The organism is Gordonia sp. LMA167 (assembly GCF_058130025.1).
In genome coordinates this window covers 3,088,211-3,107,925 of record NZ_CM176708.1, presented here as the reverse complement: position 1 = coordinate 3,107,925, position 19,715 = coordinate 3,088,211, and the positions used below count along the sequence as shown (strand labels likewise).

The window sequence follows — 19,715 nt, the reverse complement described above, 5'->3', positions numbered from 1 at the left end:
ATGTCCAGGATCACCGAGTTACCCAAGGTCGAGTTGCACGTGCACATCGAGGGCACGCTGGAGCCCGAGCTCGTCCTGGAGCTGGCGCGCGACGGCGGAATCGATCTGCGGTATCGAGACGCGGCGGAGTTGCGCCGACGGTATGTGTTCACAGACCTCCAGTCGTTTCTGGACATCTACTATGCGAACATGCAGGTCCTGCGGCGGCGCCGCGACTTCGCTCGTCTCGCATACGAATACGCGATGCGCGCCCACGCCGGCGGCGTCGTCCACGCAGAAGTGTTCTTCGATCCGCAGGCGCACACCTCCCGGGGAGTCGCGATCGGCGATGTCGTGGGCGGCCTCACCGACGGCTTCGACCGAGCACGCGCCGACACCGGTTTCACCGCCGATCTGATCGCCTGTTTCCTCCGCGACCGTCCGGTGGCCGAGGCCCATGCGACGCTCGACGGGCTCATCGCCGTCGGCGCAGCGATCGTCGGCGTCGGCCTGGACTCCGCAGAAGTGGGCAATCCGGCAGTCTTGTTCGCTGAAGTCTTCGCCCGCGCAGCAGATCTCGGTTTGCATCGGGTGGCGCACGCAGGCGAGGAGGCCGGTCCCGAATCCGTTCGGCAGGCCCTCGACGAACTCGGAGTCGAACGAGTCGACCACGGAATCCGCAGTGTCGACGACCCCGGGCTCGTGTCGGAGCTGGCCACCAGAGGGACGGCGTTGACCGTCTGTCCGCTGTCGAACGTACGGTTGCGGGCTGTCACCGACCTCGCGTCACATCCGCTGCCCGAACTCATCGCCGCCGGTGTGCGGGTGACGATCAACTCCGACGATCCCGCCTACTTCGGCGGGTACGTCGAGGACAACTTCGCCGCGGTCGCCGACGCATTCGACCTCGACGACGCGACGTTGGCGCAGCTCGCACGAAACTCGGTGATCGCCAGCTTCATGCCGGAGGAACGCAAAGCCGAGTTGATCGAGCGCATCGACGCCTGGCCTGCGGATGCGCCGAATCGTCCCGCGGACACGTCATCGCGACCGACAATGGAGCCGTGACCACCCGACCGGCGACGACAGACGACGAACTCGACGACGAACTCGAGAAGGTCGCCGGACTGTTGTCGCGGCGCCTGGCAGGTCTCGCCGACGACGTGGCGGAAACGATCCGGGCGCAGGTGGATTTCTACGGATCGACCGACGTCGTATCGCGCGACGACATCGTGCACACGGTGCAGAGCAACTTTGCCCTGGTGATCCAAGGGCTGGCCGGGGACCGTGCGTTCGACACCTCGCCGGCCGCTGCCACCGGCGCCTCACGCGCCGACGCAGGTGTGCCGCTGCCGGCGGTGATGCACGCCTACCGCATCGGTTTCCAGATGGCCTGGAACGAGTTCATGACGATCGCCCAGGGGGATCTGGAATTGAGCCGCCACACCCTGCTGGAGGCGACCGCACGGATGTGGGAGGCGCAGGACGCGTTCATCGTCGCGATGGCCGAGGCGCATCGCGAACGCAGCACGACGATGATCCTCGACGATGCCAGCGAGCGCGCGGCGCTCACCCAGCACCTCCTCGAGGGCCGGGTCTCCTCGGAGAAGAGTCTGTGGGAAGTGGCCGAACTCCTCCGGCTACCTCACCGCGGCCCCTACGTCGCGGTGGCGGCCGAGGCGACGGTGGTCGGCAAGGCGCCGCTGCCGGGCATCGAGAGCCGGCTGCAGAGCCGCGACATGCGCTCGGCCTGGCGCCTGCTGCCCGACCAACAGATGGGCATCATCCACATCCCGTCACCGTCTGCTCGGCAGAACGCGCTCGACATCCTGGCCCGGCACGCCGGCGGCAGAGTCGGGGTGAGCACATCGTTCACCGACCTCGCCGAGACGGCGCGGGCACTGCGGTACGCCCGCGTCGCGATGGCCCGACGCGGAGACGGGGTCCGGGTGTTCGACGATTCGGTCCTGGGGGTGGCGGCCCTGGCCGCGCCGGAGGTGGCCGCCGACCTCGCGGACACGGTCCTCGGCCGGCTCTACGCACTGCCGGCCGAGGACCGGGAACCGCTGCTCGAGACGTTCCGCATGTGGGTCTGCGTCGGCGGCAACATCAACGACACCGCCGAGCGGCTGTATGTGCACCGGAACACCGTGCGCCATCGACTGCGTCGGATCGAAGAGCTCACCGGGCGCTCCACCACCGCGCCGCGTGACGTGGCCGAACTCTGCCTGGCATTCGAGGTCGACGAGCAGCTGCCGGTCGTCAACCACCGACCGCCGACCGCACCGTGATGCGTGCCGCCGACCAGCCCATTGTGCCTCTGCACACCTCGGGCGTGCCGACGTTAGACGTCGCACCATCGCGTTCGAGAGGTCACGCGGGCCACAATCAAAGGGCAACGTCGTTCGCCATCACCGTGCAGCCCCACCGGATTCGCCCCTCCCCGGTAAAGCACCACGTATGGCCATTCGAGTAGCCACCCACCGGTCCGACCGGAACGATCCGTAAGCGCGACATCTCCATCCCAGCAGAGGCAAGACCATGACAATCGCCCAGACAACTTCCGCCGCAAACGATATCGCCGCACCACTAGACCTCCTCCTGGTCAACTCGACCAAGTCGTTCGGGGGACGGATGACCCCCAACGCCGCGTGGGCGCGGTTCGGTGTCGAGCTGGCAAAGCAGCCCGGCACCGTCGCCGGGGAAAGCCTCGGCCTGACCCGCGAGCTCACCCAGATCGCGCTCGGCCGATCCGACCGCGCTCCCGAACGCCGGGACAAGCGCTTCTCGGATCCCGCCTGGTCCGGAAATCCGATCCTGCGGCGAGTCGAGCAGGCGTATCTCGCCGGCGCGGACACCGCAGAACGTCTGTACGCGTCGACCGACCTGGACTGGCGCGATGCCGAGAAGGTGCGCTTTGCGCTCGACAACATCATCGAAGGACTCGCACCCACCAACAATCCGGTGCTGAGCCCCCTGGGGTGGAAGGCGCTCATCGACACCGGCGGCCTGTCGGCGGTCCGCGGGCTCAAGGCGTTCGCCCGGGACATGGCGTCCAAACCGCGGGTGCCGGCGATGGTCGATCCGGATGCCTTCTCCGTCGGCGAGTCCGTGGCGGCCACCAAGGGCTCGGTGGTGTTGCGCACCAAGATGTTCGAGCTGATCCAGTACGCGCCGCAGACGTCGACGGTGCGTGAGGTGCCGCTGCTGATCGTGCCCCCGGTGATCAACAAGTACTACATCATGGACATCGCCCCGGACCGCAGTCTGATCGAACACTACGTGCGCGGCGGTCACCAGGTCTTCGCCATCTCCTGGCGCAATCCCAGCTCACGACACCGTGATTGGGGATTCGACGCCTACGGTCAGGCCATCATCGACGCGGTGGACGCGACCGTGGCAGTGACCGGAGCACGCGCGGCCAACATGTTCGCCACCTGTTCGGGGGGCATCATCGCCGCGATGACACTCGCACATCTCGCGGCGATCGGCGAGGGTGACAAGGTCGCGAGCCTGACCCTCGGCGTGACGGTGCTCGATCAGAGCCAGGCCGGATTCGCATCCGCATTGACCAGTGAGCGTGCGGCCAAGGCGGCGATCCGCTCGTCGTCGAAGAAGGGATACCTCGACGGCAAGGCCATGGCCGAGATGTTCGCTTGGTTGCGTCCGACCGACCTGGTCTGGCGTTACTGGGTGAACAACTACATCCAGGGACGCTCACCGGCGCCGTTCGACGTGTTGTTCTGGAACGCCGACACCACCCGCATGACGGCGCGTCTGCACCGCGACATGGTGATGATGGGCCTGGGCAACGACCTGGTGACCCCCGGTAAGGCGACCATGCTCGGCACCCCGGTCGATCTCGGCTCCATCGAGTGCGACGCCTATGTGATCGGCGGGATCGCCGACCACATCTGCCCCTGGCAGGCCACGTATCGCAGCGCCACGCTGCTGGGCAGCAAGAAGAACAAGTACGTCCTCTCCACCAGTGGGCACATCGCCTCCCTCGTCAACCCGCCCGGGAACAAGAAGGCATCGTTCCGCACCGCCGAGGCCGACGCCGACGTCACGCCGAGCGCATGGCTGAAATCGGCTCAGAATCACAGTGATTCGTGGTGGCCGGATCACCTGGCGTGGCTCGACGAGCACGGTGGCGACGTGGTCGACGCGCCCGTCGTCCTCGGCGCACCCGGCCACGAGGCCCTCGCCCCGGCACCTGGTACCTATGTTCTGGCGAAGTGAGGGAGAGTAGATGACAACAGACGGCGGCAGCACCATCGACGACACCGACGAGGTGGACCGCCTCGTCACCGCGGGTGGTCAACGCCTTCGCGTGCGGTACCGGCCCGGGGTCGGCGTGCCCCTGGTGCTCTGCAACGGGATCGGCGCGAGCCTCGAGGTGCTCGACCCGTTGGTCGAACACCTCGACACCGATCGGCCGGTGGTCCGTTTCGACGTCCCCGGCGCCGGCGAATCCCCTGCTTCGCCATTGCCCTACGGGTTCCCGTATCTGGCGTGGACGCTGGGGAAGGTTCTCGACCGACTCGGGATCGGAGTCGTCGACATCCTCGGCCTGTCGTGGGGCGGAGCCCTGGCGCAGCAGTTCGCGTTCCAGAACCCGCGTCGGTGCCGACGACTGATCCTCGTCGCCACGGGCACCGGCGCATTGATGGTGCCCGGGCATCCGCGGGTCCTCGGCAAGATGCTCACCCCGAAGCGCTTCAGCGATCCCGCCTACGCCGCCGCGATAGCGGGCGACCTCTACGGCGGCTCGGTCCGGGAACACGGTGACGACGTGGCCGATCTGTTCGTCCGGCAACTCCATGCGGGATCGATGGTCGGGTACGTCCATCAGCTGATGGCCGGCGCCGCGTGGACCTCGTTGTTCGCGCTGCCGGCGATCCGGCAGCGAACCCTGGTCATCGCCGGGGACGACGATCCCATCGTCCCGATGATCAACGGTCACATCCTGCATCGGTTGCTGCCGCGGGCGCGACTGCACCGGCACACAGGCGGGCACGTCGACCTCGTGCTGAAGGCCACCGAGTTCGGGCCTGCGATCGATGACTTCCTGGGCCCACCGCGGCCCGGGCGGATCAGGCCGCGCAGCGTTCGCGGCCGGCACCTCACCCCCGGCGGGTGATCGGCCCCGCTGCTTGATCGACAGAGCGTTTGATCGGCACGACGCTGATCGGTACGGCGCTGATCGGTACGGCGCTGATCGGTAGGGCGCTGATCGACAGGGTGGCGGTTGATCGACAGGGCGGGTCGCGAACACGGACTGATAGTCTCCTGCGGTGCGGCCACTCGTCATGCCCATCTGCGTCATCGCGGCCCTCCTGATCGCGGTTGTCGCCGCACCGTGTGCGACTGCCATTCCGGTACCCACACCGGTCACCGACCACTGTCCCCACCGGGTCGCACCACCGCCGCCCGTCGACGAGTCCGAGGTCGTGGCGCCGGGTTCGGCCACCCCGACCCCGCTCGAGGTTCCGGCACCACCGGTCGGCGGTGACGGGCTCGGTGGGTGTGGTGTCGTGGCGGACCCGGCGCTGGGTCCGGTGCCGCCACGGCTCACGTCGGCGGGATGGCTCGTCGCCGACCTCGACAGCGGCCGGGTGATCGCGGCGAAGGATCCGCACGGGCGATATCGCCCCGCGTCGACCATCAAGATCCTGCTCGCCCTGGTCGCACTCGATGAACTCGATCTGGACACCGTGGTGACACCGACGGTCGAGGACTGGAGCAGCGAGGGTGACTCGTGTGGGATGGGCCCCGGTGGGCACTACACGAACCGCGACATCCTGACGGGGCTGCTGGTGGTCTCCGGGAACGATTGCGCCAACGCTCTCGCCCGCGAGCTGGGTGGCGTCGACGCCACCCTGGCCAAGATGAACGCCGAGGCGCGCTCCCTGCACGCGCTGGACACCCGAGCCGCATCTCCCTCCGGCCTCGATGCGCCGGGCATGTCCACGTCGCCATATGATCTCGCGCTGATCTTTCGGGAAGCCATGCGCAACAGCACATTTCGTTCGATGATCGGGCTGGCGTCGTACCACTTCCCGGGCTATCCCAAGCGCCCTGACGTGCCGGGCGACAAGGACCACCCGGGCTATCTGATGCAGACCTCCAACCAGCTTCTGCTCGAGGGCTATCCGGGAATGCTGGGCGGGAAGACCGGCTACACCGACGACGCGGAGAAGACCTTCGTCGGCGCGACCGAACGCGACGGCCGGCGGATTCTCGTCGTGCAGATGTTCGGCCTGACCATCGAGTCCGACTCGTACTGGGACCAGGCGAAATCGCTGTTCGACTATGGCTTTCGCGCACCCGCCGATGTCCACGTGGGCGAACTGGTGGCCCCGCCGAACCCGACCGCCGCGCCGAGTGTCTCGCCCACGACCGCACGCCCGTCGCAGGCGACGAGCCAGGCGCAGGCGAACTCCGGAACCGATCAGCCCACCAGTTGGTCGATCCGGATCCTCGTCGGCCTCGTCGCCGCGCTCATCGCGATCGGCTTGCTACTGGTCGCGTTGCGGTTGTTCTCCAGGCGTTGATCGGGGTCCTACCACCGTCGATTCATCGACGTAGCAACCATCCCAGCAACGCGCTCATCACCGCACCGATGCCGGCCACCGCGACGAGTGTGGCCGGCCGGGGCACCGGACTGACCTCGTAGTTCGGCGAGACGACCACCGGCGGCACCGTCTCGGGTTCCTCGGCCACCTGGTATTGCTCGTTCATCGCATCGGTGGCACACCACGCCGCCGCGTAGAGGATGATGCGCGAGGCGAGGTACACGAACACCATGACGCCGAAGATCGGGCCGAAGGCCACGCCGGCCGGGCTGCTCAAGACGGACTTCAGATAGACACCACCGACCGCTTTGACGATCTCGAACGCGACTGCGGTGAGCAGGCCCGCTTTCACCGCATTGCGGTAGGGCAGGTCCACCAGCGGCAGACGTGCCATGACGAAGGTGAAGAGCAACCAGGAAGCGAAGACCGAAACGGTGATCGAGACGACCCGGATCACCGTCGGAGCCCACGACGCATCGTCGGCGCCCACCCACGACAGGATCTGATTGGGCAGACCCGAGCTACCCAGGCCGGTCAGGGCCATCGTCACGATGAACGCGATTCCGAGAAGTGCGAACGAGACCAGGTCCCAGACCTTCGACATCACGGCGTTCCGTTGGACACGGCCGCCCCACATCTCGGTCATTCCGGCGCGCACGCCCGACATCCAGCCGATACCCGTGAACGCGGCACCCAGGAGTCCGACCACACCGACGGTGGTGCGGGAGTCGATCGCCGAGTCGATCAGATCGGAGACCTGATCGCCCATCTGACCCGGCATGTTCTCGACCACCGCATCCTGGATCTTCTCCAGCATCTCGGGTTGGTTGGCCAGGACGAAGCCGGCGATCGCGAACGCCACCATCAGAATCGGCACGATGGCCAGCATGCTGTTGAAGGAGATGCTCGCCGCGAAGCGGTTTCCGAGTCGGTCGTTGTATCGCTGCACCGTGTTGATCAGATGATCGAGCCACGCCCAGCGTTCCCGCGCGTCACCGAAACCCGTCTTCGCACGTTCAACCGCACCTTTGCCGGTATCCACCACCGAACTCACCTGCATCGCCTCCTCGGTCGACCACGGGTCGGTCCGACGAGGAACCGATCACCGTCCGGGCGCCAGGAAACCCACTCTGTCATAGACCGCGGCCAGTGTCCGCGACGCGACCGAGCGGGCGCGTTCGGCACCGCGCGCCAGGATGGCATCGAGTTGGGCCGGATCGTCCATGTACTCGGTGACACGCCCGCGCAGCGGCGTGACGAACTCGGTCAGCACCTCGGCGGTGTCAACCTTCAAGTCCCCGTAGCCCTTTCCCTGATACTTGTCCACCAGGACGTCGACCGGGGTTCCACCGAGGGCCGACTGGATGGTGAGCAGATTGCTCACCCCCGGTTTGGCGGCCGGATCGAATCGGATCTCGGTATCGGTGTCGGTCACGGCCGAGCGGATCTTCTTCGCCGAGCGCTTCGGCTCATCGAGCAGGTTGATCAACCCACGATCGGACTCGGCCGACTTGCTCATCTTCGCGGTCGGATTCTGCAGATCGTAGATCTTGGCGAACTCCTTGACGATGTAGGCCTCGGGCACCTTGAGCACCTTGCCGAACCGTGAATTGAAGCGCTGCGCCAGGTCACGCGTCAGCTCAAGGTGCTGACGCTGGTCCTCTCCGACCGGCACCTGATCGACGTCGAAGGCCAGGATGTCTGCGGCCATCAGGATCGGGTAGGTGAACAATCCGACTCCGGCGGCATCCACCCCCTGTTTGGCCGACTTGTCCTTGAACTGCGTCATGCGGCTGGCCTCGCCGAAGCCGGTGATGCAGGACAGGACCCAGGTGAGCTGGGCGATCTCGGGGATGTGCGACTGCACGTAGATCGTCGAGCGCTCCGGATCGACGCCGACGGCGAGTAACTGCGCCACGCTGAGTCGGGTCCGTTCGGCCAGCGTCGCCGGGTCGAACTGGGCCGTGATCGCGTGCATGTCGGGGATGAAGTAGAACGCCTCGAAGTCATCCTGCAGCGCCACCCACTGACGGACCGCACCCAGATAATTCCCGAGGTGGAAGGAGTCGCTGGTCGGCTGGATGCCGGACAGCACGCGCGGCCGCGCCGCGTCCGGCCGGGAGACGTCACTGCTCATGTCACCAGTCTCTCAGATGCACGCGAGCTGAATTCCGCGAGAGTCACCTCCACGACGACACCTCGAGGACGACGCCTCGACATCGTCGGGCCGCCGGCGCTCAGTCGTAGACCACGGTCATCGGTGCGTGATCGGACCAGCGCAGATCGTAGGCATCCGCGCGGTCGACCCAGGCCTTGACCGCGCGCTTCGCCAGGGACCCGTTGGCGAGCTGATAGTCGATCCGCCAGCCGGAATCGTTGTCGAAGGCCTTACCGCGCCACGACCACCAGGTATATGGCCCTTCCTCGCCGGGGGTGAGATCGCGCATCACATCCGACCAGCCGGTGTCGAGCCGGTCGGCAACCCACGAGCGTTCGTGCGGCAGGAAGCCCGGGCTCTTCAGATTGCCCTTCCAGTTCTTGATGTCGGGCTCGGCGGGCGCGATGTTCCAGTCCCCGCCGACCACCACATGGCGACGTCGGCGGCGCAACCGATCGAGATGGTCGCCGAACTCGCCGAGGAAGCGCACCTTCTCGTCGAACTTCGCGACCTCCTTGGGTGCCGACGTCGCCGCCGCCCCCTTCGGCAGATAGAGGCTCGCCACCGTTGTCGGGCCCGGGCCGGCGTCGAGATCCGCCTCGATATAGCGCCCGGCGGGGTCGAACTCGGCGCTGCCGAATCCGACCCGCACCGCGGTGAGCGGGATGCGACTCAGGATTCCGACCCCCGCGTGCCCCTTGACGACCGACGAGCACATCGCGAGCTCCCAGCCGTCATCGAGCGCGGGTGCCAGAGCGTCGCGGGCCTGCTGTTCATCGGCCCGGATCTCCTGCATCAGCACGACGTCGGCATCCGATCCGGGCAGCCATGCGAGGAGTCCGCGGTTGGCGTCCGAGCGATGCTTCACTGCGGCCCGGATGCCGTTGACGTTGACGGTGCTGACGGTGATCGACACGGACACGAGGGTAACGCCCACTGTGGTGCGCCCGTACCAGAGGTAAGGCAACCCTTGCCGGGAGCCATCCTTTATGTAATGCTTGCCTAACTGAATTGATTCGAGGTGAGAGCCATGTTCGTCTGCATCTGCCGAGCGGTGACCGAGGACGAGGTCCACGAGCACTGTTCATCCGGCGCCATGTCGGTGGACGCCATCGGCGATCGCTGCGGTGCAGGCGAAGGCTGCGGGACCTGCCTCGAACGGCTTCAGGAGATCATCAACGAGAGGACCGCCACCGCGACCGCGGCAGCATGACGGACGACAGCTGAGCCCGCTGTCCACAACCTCGCGTCTTGAGCGGACGCGAGGTTGTCGTCATGTTAAGTTCGCAGTACCACGGCGAACGGAGGCTCGGTCATGCGCGGTGACGACGAAGTGATCGCTCTACTGAACGAACAGCTCACCAGCGAGCTGACGGCGATCAACCAGTACTTCCTGCACTCCAAGATGCAGGCGAACTGGGGCCTCACCGAGATCGCGAGCAAGACGCGCGCGGAGTCGATCGAGGAGATGCAGCACGCCGAACGCCTCACGGACCGAATCCTGTTCCTCGAGGCACTCCCCAACTATCAGAAAATCCTGCCGCTGCGCATCGGTCAGACCCTGCGCGAGCAGTTCCAGTCGGATCTCGCGATCGAACTCGAGGTCGTCGACCGTCTTCGTCCCGGCATCACGATGTGCCGCGGCAAGGGCGACGTCACCAGCGCCAAGATCCTCGAGGACATCCTCGCCGACGAGGAAGAGCACATCGACTATCTCGAGACACAACTCGAGCTGATGGACAAGATCGGCGAGCAGCTCTACCTGTCGAAGACGATCGCCACTCCCCCGACGATCGGCTGAGGCCACGTCGGTCGGCCGCCACTCACAGAGCACTCTCCACGACCTCGGCGGTCGGGTTCGCCACCCGGCCGCCGCTGTGTCGACTCGCGAGCAGCGCCAGCCCCAGGACGAGCACACCGGCGATCGCCAGCACCGAACCCAGCATCGACGGCGAGCGATAGCCGTGGCCGGCCGCGATCACCACACCGCCGAGCCACGCGCCCATGGCGTTGGCGATGTTGAGGGCCGAATGGTTGAGCGCGGCCGCCAACGTCTGCGCGTCGTCGGCGACGTCCATCAGGCGAGTCTGGAGTGCCGGAATCGTCGACGACCCGGACAGGCCGATGGCGAAGCTGAAGATCATCGCGGCCCACACGTTCTGCATCGTGAGCGCGAACAGCATCAGTGACGCTGCGGTGGCGATCAGACCGGCCAGGATGCCGATCGGCACGCTGCGATCGGCGACGGCGCCGCCGACGATGTTGCCGGCGACCATTCCCAGTCCGAAGAGCATCATCGCGATGGGCACGACCGACGTCGACACTCCGGTAACGGTGGTCAGAGCCGAGTTCAGATAGGTGTAGAACGCGAACATCCCACCGAACCCGACAACGCCGATGAGCAGCGTGAACCACACCTGTGGGCGCGCCAGCGCGCCGAGCTCGGTCACCGGGTTGGTGACCCGCATGTCGGAGAGGTCGGGCATGAAGCGGACCAGAGCGACGATCGTCGCGATGCCGATCACCACGACGAGTCCGAAAGCGACTCGCCAGCCGAGGGATTCACCGAGCCAGGTGGCCATCGGCACACCGAGCACGTTGGCCACCGACAGCCCCAGCATCACCTTCCCGACCGCCTTGGCCCGATCGCGCGGTCCCGCCAGGTGCGCGGCCACCAGCGCTGCGACACCGAAATAGGCCCCGTGCGGCAGCCCGGCGATGAATCTCGCGACGATCAGCAGACCATAGGTCGGTGCCAGGACCGTGAGGAGATTGCCGGCGGTGAAGGCGACCATCAGGCCGATGAGCAGGGCCCGCCGGGACACCCGGGCCGTGATCGCCGCGATCAGCGGGGCGCCGACGACGACACCGAGTGCGTACGCGGAGATGACGTGCCCCGCGGTCGGCTCGCTGACACCGACGGTGTCGGCGATGTTGGGCAACAGCCCCATCGCGACGAACTCGGTGGTTCCGATCCCGAAGCCGCCGAGCGCGAGGGCCAGGATCGCCCAGCGCCGGACGGATCGCGAGGATGGCGTGGCGGCGTCGAGGAAGGCAGGGGCTGTGGACACTCAGTCACCAACCTCCGCGAGCACCGGACCGATTCCGTGACCCTGGGGTGAGTTCGTTCACAAGGACTGCCCCGCACCGGACCGGTCTCACGGGTGACCGCGAAACGCCGCGGCTCGAACCGCCGAGCAGTCGATATCCGGTGGTGCCGAGTGGTCTATTCGGGCTCGCCCGACGCTGCTCCGTCGCCCGAGGTGGCCTCGCTCTTGCCCTGACCGGAGGATGTCCCACTCGTGGTGACACCGGGTCCCGATCCGCCGCCTTTGTTGTCGCCGTCGTCCCCGGTGCCTCCGTCGGCGACGTCGGTCGGTCCCGATCCGCCGCCCGGGCCTTCGGTGGTCCCCGTCGTCGTGCCACCGCTGTCATCCGCCGCCGGGGCACCGCCGTTGTCCTCCCCCGACGCACCGGACGGGATCGACGACTGCTCGGTCGGCGGGCTCGGCGGTACATACCCCGGGGCGTCGGTGGGCCCCGACTCGTACGACCCCTGATCATCGGCCGGTTGCTCCTCGACCTGGATGGATGACGATACGACCGGAGGCGTCGTATCCGAGGCCTGACCGGCGGGCACCGTCTGCGTCATCGTCGGCGACGGGTCGACCGACTCTCGTTCAGCAGCGGAGCCGTCCACGGCGGGCTGGTGTGCATCGCCCGGATGCTCGATGACGGCCAGACGCTGCACGACGTCGTCGCGCTGGTCCGCGGACGAGTCCGACGAGAGGTCAGCGGTGGCGGCGAATGCCGAGACGGGAGTGGTGCCGGTGGTCGTGACCGGACCGATGATCTCTCCCGCCCAGTACTTGACGAAGTTGGCCGGTATCAGCACGATGCTCTTCGCACTCGCGGCCAGCGCCTGCACCCCTGCCTTCACCTCGTCGGGCGCGTTGTTGACGATGCCGTCCAGGATGTCCTCGAAGACGAATACGTCCGGGAGGTAACCGCCGTAGCCCAGGTACGGCAACGGCGGCAACTGGTCCTGCACGAGCAAGACCAACGGCTGCAGATTGGCGAGTTTGGCCCCATAGGGCAGGTCGACCTTCCACCGGTCGGCGAGGAAGTCGGGGACCTGCGACCCGTCCAGTCCGATGGCATCGACGCCCTGACGGATCACGCCGACGATCGCGGAGTCCTGGTGAACCTCGCAGGTTGTGGTCGACGAACCGGCCGCCGTCTCACAGGTGGTGTCGCCCCACTTCGTACCGGTCGACGAACTGTAGGGGTCCAACCACATCTGATAGGGGTAGTACCCGTGCTTGGTGAAGTAGCCGACCAGCGCATCGATCGCGCCGATCGGGTCGTGAACCGGGTCGGGCACATCGCAGATGCCATCGCCGTCGACGCAGACGGTGGTGACCGGGACGTCTCCGAATCCGCCCTCGCGCGAGCCGCTCATCGTGAGCCCGGGGAAGATACCGGGTAGTGCCAGTTCGACACCTTCACCGTCGACGGTGCCGTCCCGGCGGGGGTCGGAATAGAGCTCCCCGGAGATGATCGGAATCGGGTGTCCGTCGGAGTCGAGGACCTGGTTGCCCTGATCGTCGAGGAGGTACTTCTGGATCTCGACGTCGTCCGACGTGTCGTCGGTGCCGTTGATGTCGACCTTTCCGACGCGGTCGTTACCGATGTCGGAGAGCACGTCGCCGGCAACGCGGGCTCCTTGCGAATAGCCGGTCACCACGACGGGCTTGCCCGGGCATTCACTTTGGTAGGTCGCGATCGCCTTCTTGGTGGCAGCCTCACCGTCTGCGACGCTCTCGTCGTATCCGAGAGCACCGAGAGGCCACAGTGTGGTCGGATAGTCAACCCGGATGACCTTCAAGGAGTTCTTCGCATCGGGGTCGTTCGGATCGTCGTAGTACGGGCTCGTCGGATCGTCGACGATAACGGTCTCACCGTCCTGGATGACCGGCTTGCGCCCCGTGTACCGCTGCTCGACCCCGACCATCGACGCGGCTTCCGGGTCATTCGTCCCGCCGACGACAACCACCGCACCGCCACCACAGTCGTCGGCCCGCGCCGATCCGACCGCGCCGGGGAGACAGAACGCGGCGACGACCGCGAGACTCGACCCCACGGCCACCAGCGTCGCGGAGTATCGGGCAGTTGCGCGGGGCGGCATGGACATGTGTCGTGGTCTTTCGTCCAAACGGCGACAACGCGTCAGGTGCGACGGGTTGGTCAGGGCTTGGGTCAGCGTAGATCCACTATCCGAAAACACGAATTGCTGTTAGTTATGCTAAAGATGCCTAGCAGGGGTTTTACCAAGACAAATACCGAAGTTCATCCTTTTGGATGACACCTGTCCTCACATCAGATCACCGCGATCGGGAGGGTTCTCGACCGGCAGGGGCCGTGCTATATCCTTGACGCCAGGTCATGAGCATCAGCGTCAAGCCCCGGCTTGCTGATCGGCAACCCTCCAACCGCGGTGGGGTGCTCCGGGTGATGACCGGGTTGAGGAACGCATACGCGTTCCGAGGCAAGCGCGGGTCCGAAGGTCGGACCCCACCAGGGTCGTTGCACCCTGCCGACCGTAGAAAGTGATGACACTGTCATGTCTGACGCCACCGAGGGCATCGATCCGACGGCCGCCTGGAGCTTCGAGACGAAGCAGATCCATGCCGGCCAAACCGCAGACCCAACCACCAATGCGCGGGCGTTGCCGCTGTACCAGACCACGTCTTATGTCTTCAACGACACCCAGCACGCGGCCAACCTGTTCGGCCTCGCCGAGCCCGGAAACATCTACACACGGATCATGAACCCGACGCAGGATGCGGTCGAGCAGCGGATCGCCGCTCTCGAGGGTGGCGTCGCGGCGCTGCTGCTCGCGTCCGGGCAGGCCGCCGAGACCTACTCGATCCTCAACATCGTGGAGACCGGTGGGCATGTGGTGTCCAGCCCCCGGCTGTACGGGGGCACCTACAACCTCTTCCACTACACCTTGCCGAAGTTGGGCATCGAGGTGTCGTTCGTCGACGATCCCGAGGATCCCGCCTCGTGGCAGGCATCGATCCGCGACAACACCCGTGTTCTCTACGGTGAGACGATCTCCAACCCGAACAACGAGATCCTCGACATCGCCGGCATCGCCGAGGTCGCCCATCGCAACGGTCTGCCGCTGATCGTCGACAACACGGTCGCCACCCCGTACCTGCTCAATCCCCTCGAGCACGGCGCCGACATCGTGGTGCATTCGGCCACCAAGTACATCGGCGGTCACGGCACCGCGATCGGCGGCGTGATCGTGGACGGCGGAACCTTCGACTGGCGCGTCCAGCGGGACGGAAAGGATCTGTTCCCCGGATTCACCAACCCCGACGAGAGCTACCACGGTGCCGTGTTCGCCGATCTGGGAGCGCCGGCCTACGCGCTGAAGGCGCGCGTCCAGTGGCTTCGCGACACCGGCGCGGCGATCTCGCCGTTCAACGCCTTCCTGCTGGCCCAGGGTCTGGAGACGCTGAGTCTCCGCGTCGAGCGCCACGTCGCCAACGCGCAACGGGTGGCCGATTACCTGGAGGCCCACGGCCAGGTCGAGTCGGTGGCCTACGCCGGCCTGCCCTCGTCCTCCTGGTACGACCGCGGCCAGAAGCTGTTGCCAAAGGGGCAGGGAGCGATCGTCTCGTTCGAGATCGTGGGCGGGGTCGACGCGGGCAAGGCCTTCGTCGACGCGCTCTCGCTGCACAGCCACGTCGCCAACATCGGCGACGTCCGGTCGCTCGTGATCCATCCCGCGTCGACCACACACAGCCAGCTGACGCCCGAGGAGCAACTCGCGGCCGGAGTGACGCCGGGGCTGGTGCGCCTTGCCGTCGGGATCGAAGGCATCGACGACATCATCGGCGACCTCGAACAGGGTTTCGCCGCGGCGAAGTGAGTACGGGACAACCAATCCGAGGTGCATTGCAGAGTGAGTGAATTGTGTCGGTGAGTATCGAACCGCGAACCCAGCCAGCAGACGAACCCGACTGGGAGCACATGCCGGACGGGGCGATGGCCCGTGTCGACATCGGCTCGGTCTCACTCGACAGCGGCGATCGGATCGACGACGTCACCCTGGCCTTTCAGCGCTGGGGGACGTTGTCGCCGACCCGCGACAACGTGATCCTCACCCTGCATGCACTCACCGGTGACTCCCACGTGACCGGGCCTGCCGACGATGATCAGCACCTGTCGGCCGGTTGGTGGGACGGTCTGATCGGTCCGGGCTGCGCGATCGACACCGACGAGTGGTGTGTCATCTCGGCGAACGTGCTCGGTGGGTGCCGAGGTTCGACCGGGCCGGCATCGACGGCGCCGGACGGGCGACCGTGGGGTTCACGGTTCCCGCAGATCACCGTGCTCGACCAGGTGCGCGCCGAACGTGCCCTGATCGATCGCCTCGGCATCACCGGGATCGGCGCCGCCGTGGGCGGATCGATGGGTGGGGCCCGCGCATTGGAGTGGGCCATCGAATACCCCGAGATGGTGCGCAGTGCGCTTGTCCTCGCCGTCGGGGCACGCGCGACGGCCGATCAGATCGGGACGCAGACCACTCAGATCGCGGCGATCAAGGCCGATCCCGATTGGCTGGGCGGCGACTACCACGCGACGGGACGGATCCCGACCGCAGGCCTGGGCGTGGCGCGACGCATCGCGCACCTCACCTACCGCGGCGAGGTCGAACTCGATCAGCGATTCGGGGATACCCCGCAGGCCGACGAGGAACCGCTGACCGGTGGCCGCTATGCAGTGGACAGCTACCTGCAGCACCAGGCCGACAAGCTGATCCGACGATTCGATCCGGGCAGCTACGTGGTGCTCAGCGAGGTGCTCAACCACCACGACGTCGGGCGCAACCGTGGTGGCATCGAAGCCGCACTGCGCGGCTGCCGGGTGCCGGTGATCGTCGGCGGAATCGCGTCGGACCGCCTGTACCCCTTGCGCCTACAGATCGAATTGGCCGAGCAGCTGGGCAACTGCGTCGGGGGGCTGCACGTGCTGCACTCCGACAACGGTCACGACGGTTTCCTGACCGAGTTCGACTCGATCAGCGACCTCCTCAAACGCACCGTCGAGATCGCGCGCGCCTGAACGTCTCCCGCATCACCGGGACGGCGTTGTCGTCGTCGTCGTCGACGGCGCCGTCGGCGTCGTCCGCTGTGGCGCGGCCTGCTGCGGCGCCGGCGGAGGTGGCGTCGGCTGAGTCGACTCCGGACGCAGACCGGGCGGCAGCAGTTCCGGCGGGATCGTCGGTGCGGGGTTGGTCCCCTGCGGCCACGGCAACGACGGAAGCGGATACGGCACGAGCGTGCGCGTCGGCGCCGAGGACGACGGATCCGACGGCATCGTCGGAGGGAGTTCGGTTGTCGCCCAGCCTGGGACGTCACCCCCACGGGGTTCGGTACGTTCGGTCGTCGGCAGAACCGGCTGCGCCTGTGCCTGCGGGATACGGGGTTGCGGCACCACCACCGACGTCGTCGTCGTAGGTGTCCGCTCTGTCGATGACGTGGCCGCCGACGTCGCCGAGGATGTGGTCTGCGGCGCGGTCGTCGACGGGGCGGGCTCATTGTGCCCGGCCAGCGACGAGCTGACGGCATAGATCGTCATCGTCGCCGCGGCGAGAATCGCGCCGACCACGGCCAGCGGGGTTGCGGACAGCCACTCCCGGTTGCGCCGCCCACCGATGAAGGCCAGCCGCGACGTGGAGGTCGGGGTGGTGTTCGCGCGCGCCAGGATGGCCCCACCGATCGACGCGGCCAACTCCGGCGCGTTCGGGACCACGACCTCGACCTTGACCTCGTCGGGGACGATCGCCCGTACCGCCGGAAGGTTCGCGATACCTCCGACCAGGACGACGGCCTCGGGCCGGACTCCCCGCTCGGCGCTGTCCCACAGGTATCGCCGCAGGACCTCGCGCGCCTCGCCGACCATCGGCCCCACGGCCTTCTCGACGGTGCCCGCGGTGAGTGTGGTGTGCCCGCCGCCGTCGGCGAGCAGGATCGAACCGGTTCCCGCGGACGATGACGGTGCGGTGACCTCCTCCTTCGCGGCCCGGCACGCGCTGAGCAGAGCCGCGCGGCGCCCCCGCGCGACACGTGATTCCGCGGCGTCGTCGGCCGAGGTCAGCTGGGACACGATCGCCCGGTCGACGTCACGACCGGCCAGCGCACGTGATCGCTGCGGCGCGGAGATGCGGTTCATGGGCAACTCGACCGTGTACAGCGACATCCCGGTGTCGCCACAGTCGGCGACCACCACGGTCCCGAACCGATCGATCTGGCCGGTCGCGGACAGGTAGGCGACGACGGCCTCGTCGTCGTCGACGAGGTGGATCTGACGGCGCGGGCCGCTCCCTCGCGACCGGAGCTCGCGACGCTGTTTCGCGGTCCGGGCCGCGACCCCGATCGGTCCGACGCGACGACCGGCGCCGCGCGCCGCCGAGAGCATCAGGTCGATCCCGGCGTTGACCCGTCCCGCGACATCCAGACCATCACTGCGATCGACGTCGATGACCCGGGTGTCGACCACACTGCGCCCGGCGTCGTCGCGGGTCAGCAGGACGTAATGAATCATTCCGTCGCCTGCGGAGACACCCAGCGACGTCGATTCGTCGGGAATGGTCGAGTCCTCAGTGGTGATCGTCGAAGTGATGCGTGTTCCCCCGCTCCTCAGAGCCCTCTCTGGCCAGTTTAGGTCACGTGTTGGTATCTATTGTAATCAATCTGTGCCCAAAGGATCGATCGAGGTCGCCAGCCATAGGATCAGTGACCCTACCGATGCCATGACGGCGACATCAAACAATTTACTTCTGACCTGCAACAACCCAACTCTGGATGTGGGAATGAAGGCACGGAGGACGGCGCCGAGCAGCAACACGGAACCGAAAACGAAGGCACCCCGACGCCAACGATCGAACAACACCAGGATCGCGGCGGCCAGCAGACCCAGCAGCACGACGAAGTACGGGATCTGGACCACGTACCGCCGAACCCGGCGCGCGCGCCGTATCCGCTCGATCCGGGTGGGCGTACCGGTGTGTGCGGGGTCGGGTGAGGTCACCCGACGGTTCCCGCCGCGGTTCGCTCGGCCAACTGCGCCTCGGCCCGCTCCACGACGTTGACGAGCAGAAACGCGCGGGTCAGCGGCCCCACGCCGCCGGGATTCGGCGAGACATGGCCGGCCACCTCCCAGACGTCCGGAGCGACGTCACCGGTCAGGCCGGCATCGGTACGGCTGACGCCCACGTCGATGACCGCGGCACCCGGCTTGACCATGTCCGCGGTGATCAGATGCGGTACACCGGCCGCAGCGATCACGATGTCCGCCCGCGACACCTCGGCCCCCAGGTCGCGGGTACCGGTGTGGCACAGGGTGACGGTCGCGTTCTCGCTGCGCCGGGTCAACAGCAAACCCATCGGTCTGCCGATGGTCACACCACGGCCCACCACCGTCACGCGGGCACCTGCGATCGGAATGTCATAGCGGCGCAGCAGGTGCACGATGCCGCGCGGCGTACAGGGCAGTGTCGACTCCTTGCCGAGCACCAGCCGTCCCAGATTGATCGGGTGCAGACCGTCGGCATCCTTGGCCGGATCGATCCGTTCCAGCGCCGCGTTCTCGTCGAGGTGGCGCGGGAGCGGCAATTGGACGATGTATCCCGTACAGTCCGGGTCATCGTTCAGGTCGTCGATCGCCGCATTGACCTCTTCGGTCGTCGCATCCGCCGGGAGATCCTTGCGGATCGACGCGACACCGATGCGCGCGCAGTCGGCGTGCTTGCCCTTGACATAGGACTGCGAGCCCGGGTCGTCGCCCACCAGGACAGTACCCAGGCCCGGCATGATGCCCTCGGCCCGGAGCTTTTCCACCCGGACCGCGAGGTCGGCGAAGATCTCGTCGCGAGTGGCCTTGCCGTCTAGTCGTATCGCGCTCACGAGAGTCCATTGTTC

Annotated in this window: 17 protein-coding genes and 1 riboswitch; of the genes, 9 read left to right on the top strand and 8 right to left on the bottom strand. The window is 66.9% G+C overall.

Going from position 1 to position 19,715, the window contains the following annotated elements:
- From ACVT6V_RS14025 to ACVT6V_RS14005, 5 genes are all read left to right on the top strand, one after another.
- Entirely contained in the window at positions 1-1,047 is a 1,047-nt protein-coding gene (locus tag ACVT6V_RS14025; protein ID WP_489900396.1) for an adenosine deaminase, read from the top strand.
- Positions 1,044-2,270, top strand: a complete 1,227-nt coding sequence (locus ACVT6V_RS14020) for a PucR family transcriptional regulator (RefSeq protein WP_489900395.1) — start codon at positions 1,044-1,046, stop codon at positions 2,268-2,270. Before ACVT6V_RS14025 ends, ACVT6V_RS14020 begins: the two co-directional genes overlap by 4 nt.
- A 250-nt stretch (positions 2,271-2,520) precedes the next feature.
- Positions 2,521-4,221 carry a PHA/PHB synthase family protein gene (locus ACVT6V_RS14015; RefSeq protein ID WP_489900393.1) on the top strand — a complete coding sequence of 567 codons (1,701 nt, stop codon included), beginning with the start codon at positions 2,521-2,523 and terminating at the stop codon, positions 4,219-4,221.
- A gap of 10 nt (positions 4,222-4,231) precedes the next feature.
- Complete coding sequence (locus ACVT6V_RS14010; RefSeq protein ID WP_489900391.1) at positions 4,232-5,122, top strand: alpha/beta fold hydrolase; 891 nt, start codon at positions 4,232-4,234, stop codon at positions 5,120-5,122.
- Positions 5,123-5,291: 169 nt separating this feature from the next.
- Positions 5,292-6,536: a D-alanyl-D-alanine carboxypeptidase family protein gene (locus ACVT6V_RS14005; protein WP_489900808.1), complete on the top strand. Its 1,245-nt coding sequence runs from the start codon at positions 5,292-5,294 to the stop codon at positions 6,534-6,536.
- 22 nt (positions 6,537-6,558) lie between these two features.
- Here the strand turns inward: ACVT6V_RS14005 and ACVT6V_RS14000 are convergent, their stop codons facing one another.
- The 3 genes from ACVT6V_RS14000 to ACVT6V_RS13990 all read right to left on the bottom strand — a co-directional run bounded on the left by ACVT6V_RS14000 (position 6,559) and on the right by ACVT6V_RS13990 (position 9,631).
- Positions 6,559-7,611 (bottom strand): YhjD/YihY/BrkB family envelope integrity protein, encoded by a 1,053-nt coding sequence (locus ACVT6V_RS14000; protein WP_489900807.1) that lies wholly within the window; start codon positions 7,609-7,611, stop codon positions 6,559-6,561.
- Positions 7,612-7,659: 48 nt separating this feature from the next.
- Complete coding sequence (gene trpS / locus ACVT6V_RS13995; protein WP_489900390.1) at positions 7,660-8,694, bottom strand: tryptophan--tRNA ligase; 1,035 nt, start codon at positions 8,692-8,694, stop codon at positions 7,660-7,662.
- Positions 8,695-8,794: 100 nt separating this feature from the next.
- On the bottom strand, positions 8,795-9,631 hold the full coding sequence (locus tag ACVT6V_RS13990) for an exodeoxyribonuclease III (protein ID WP_489900388.1): 837 nt from the start codon (positions 9,629-9,631) through the stop codon (positions 8,795-8,797).
- Between the two features lie 114 nt (positions 9,632-9,745).
- On the opposite strand from ACVT6V_RS13990, the gene ACVT6V_RS13985 reads away from it, so the two are divergent.
- Positions 9,746-9,928: a (2Fe-2S)-binding protein gene (locus ACVT6V_RS13985; protein ID WP_489900386.1), complete on the top strand. Its 183-nt coding sequence runs from the start codon at positions 9,746-9,748 to the stop codon at positions 9,926-9,928.
- Positions 9,929-10,030: 102 nt separating this feature from the next.
- Positions 10,031-10,516: a bacterioferritin gene (bfr, locus tag ACVT6V_RS13980; RefSeq protein ID WP_489900385.1), complete on the top strand. Its 486-nt coding sequence runs from the start codon at positions 10,031-10,033 to the stop codon at positions 10,514-10,516.
- A gap of 22 nt (positions 10,517-10,538) precedes the next feature.
- Here bfr and ACVT6V_RS13975 read toward each other — a convergent pair whose 3' ends face one another.
- The gene (locus tag ACVT6V_RS13975; RefSeq protein ID WP_489900383.1) at positions 10,539-11,786 is read right to left on the bottom strand and encodes an MFS transporter; all 1,248 of its coding nucleotides are present in this window, start codon (positions 11,784-11,786) and stop codon (positions 10,539-10,541) included.
- 155 nt (positions 11,787-11,941) lie between these two features.
- Positions 11,942-13,909 carry a PE-PPE domain-containing protein gene (locus tag ACVT6V_RS13970; RefSeq protein WP_489900381.1) on the bottom strand — a complete coding sequence of 656 codons (1,968 nt, stop codon included), beginning with the start codon at positions 13,907-13,909 and terminating at the stop codon, positions 11,942-11,944.
- Between the two features lie 247 nt (positions 13,910-14,156).
- Positions 14,157-14,276: riboswitch (SAM riboswitch) on the top strand.
- Between the two features lie 62 nt (positions 14,277-14,338).
- Here ACVT6V_RS13970 and ACVT6V_RS13965 point away from each other — a divergent pair.
- Complete coding sequence (locus ACVT6V_RS13965; RefSeq protein ID WP_489900379.1) at positions 14,339-15,661, top strand: bifunctional o-acetylhomoserine/o-acetylserine sulfhydrylase; 1,323 nt, start codon at positions 14,339-14,341, stop codon at positions 15,659-15,661.
- A gap of 44 nt (positions 15,662-15,705) precedes the next feature.
- Entirely contained in the window at positions 15,706-16,857 is a 1,152-nt protein-coding gene (gene metX, locus ACVT6V_RS13960) for a homoserine O-acetyltransferase MetX (protein ID WP_489900378.1), read from the top strand.
- Positions 16,858-16,869: 12 nt separating this feature from the next.
- Here the strand turns inward: metX and ACVT6V_RS13955 are convergent, their stop codons facing one another.
- From ACVT6V_RS13955 to ACVT6V_RS13945, 3 genes are all read right to left on the bottom strand, one after another.
- Positions 16,870-18,339: an Hsp70 family protein gene (locus tag ACVT6V_RS13955; RefSeq protein ID WP_489900376.1), complete on the bottom strand. Its 1,470-nt coding sequence runs from the start codon at positions 18,337-18,339 to the stop codon at positions 16,870-16,872.
- Positions 18,340-18,483: 144 nt separating this feature from the next.
- Complete coding sequence (locus tag ACVT6V_RS13950) at positions 18,484-18,783, bottom strand: DUF3017 domain-containing protein (RefSeq protein ID WP_489900806.1); 300 nt, start codon at positions 18,781-18,783, stop codon at positions 18,484-18,486.
- 38 nt (positions 18,784-18,821) lie between these two features.
- Positions 18,822-19,700, bottom strand: coding sequence for a bifunctional methylenetetrahydrofolate dehydrogenase/methenyltetrahydrofolate cyclohydrolase (locus ACVT6V_RS13945; RefSeq protein ID WP_489900374.1), 879 nt, complete (start codon positions 19,698-19,700; stop codon positions 18,822-18,824).
- Positions 19,701-19,715: the final 15 nt, after the last annotated feature.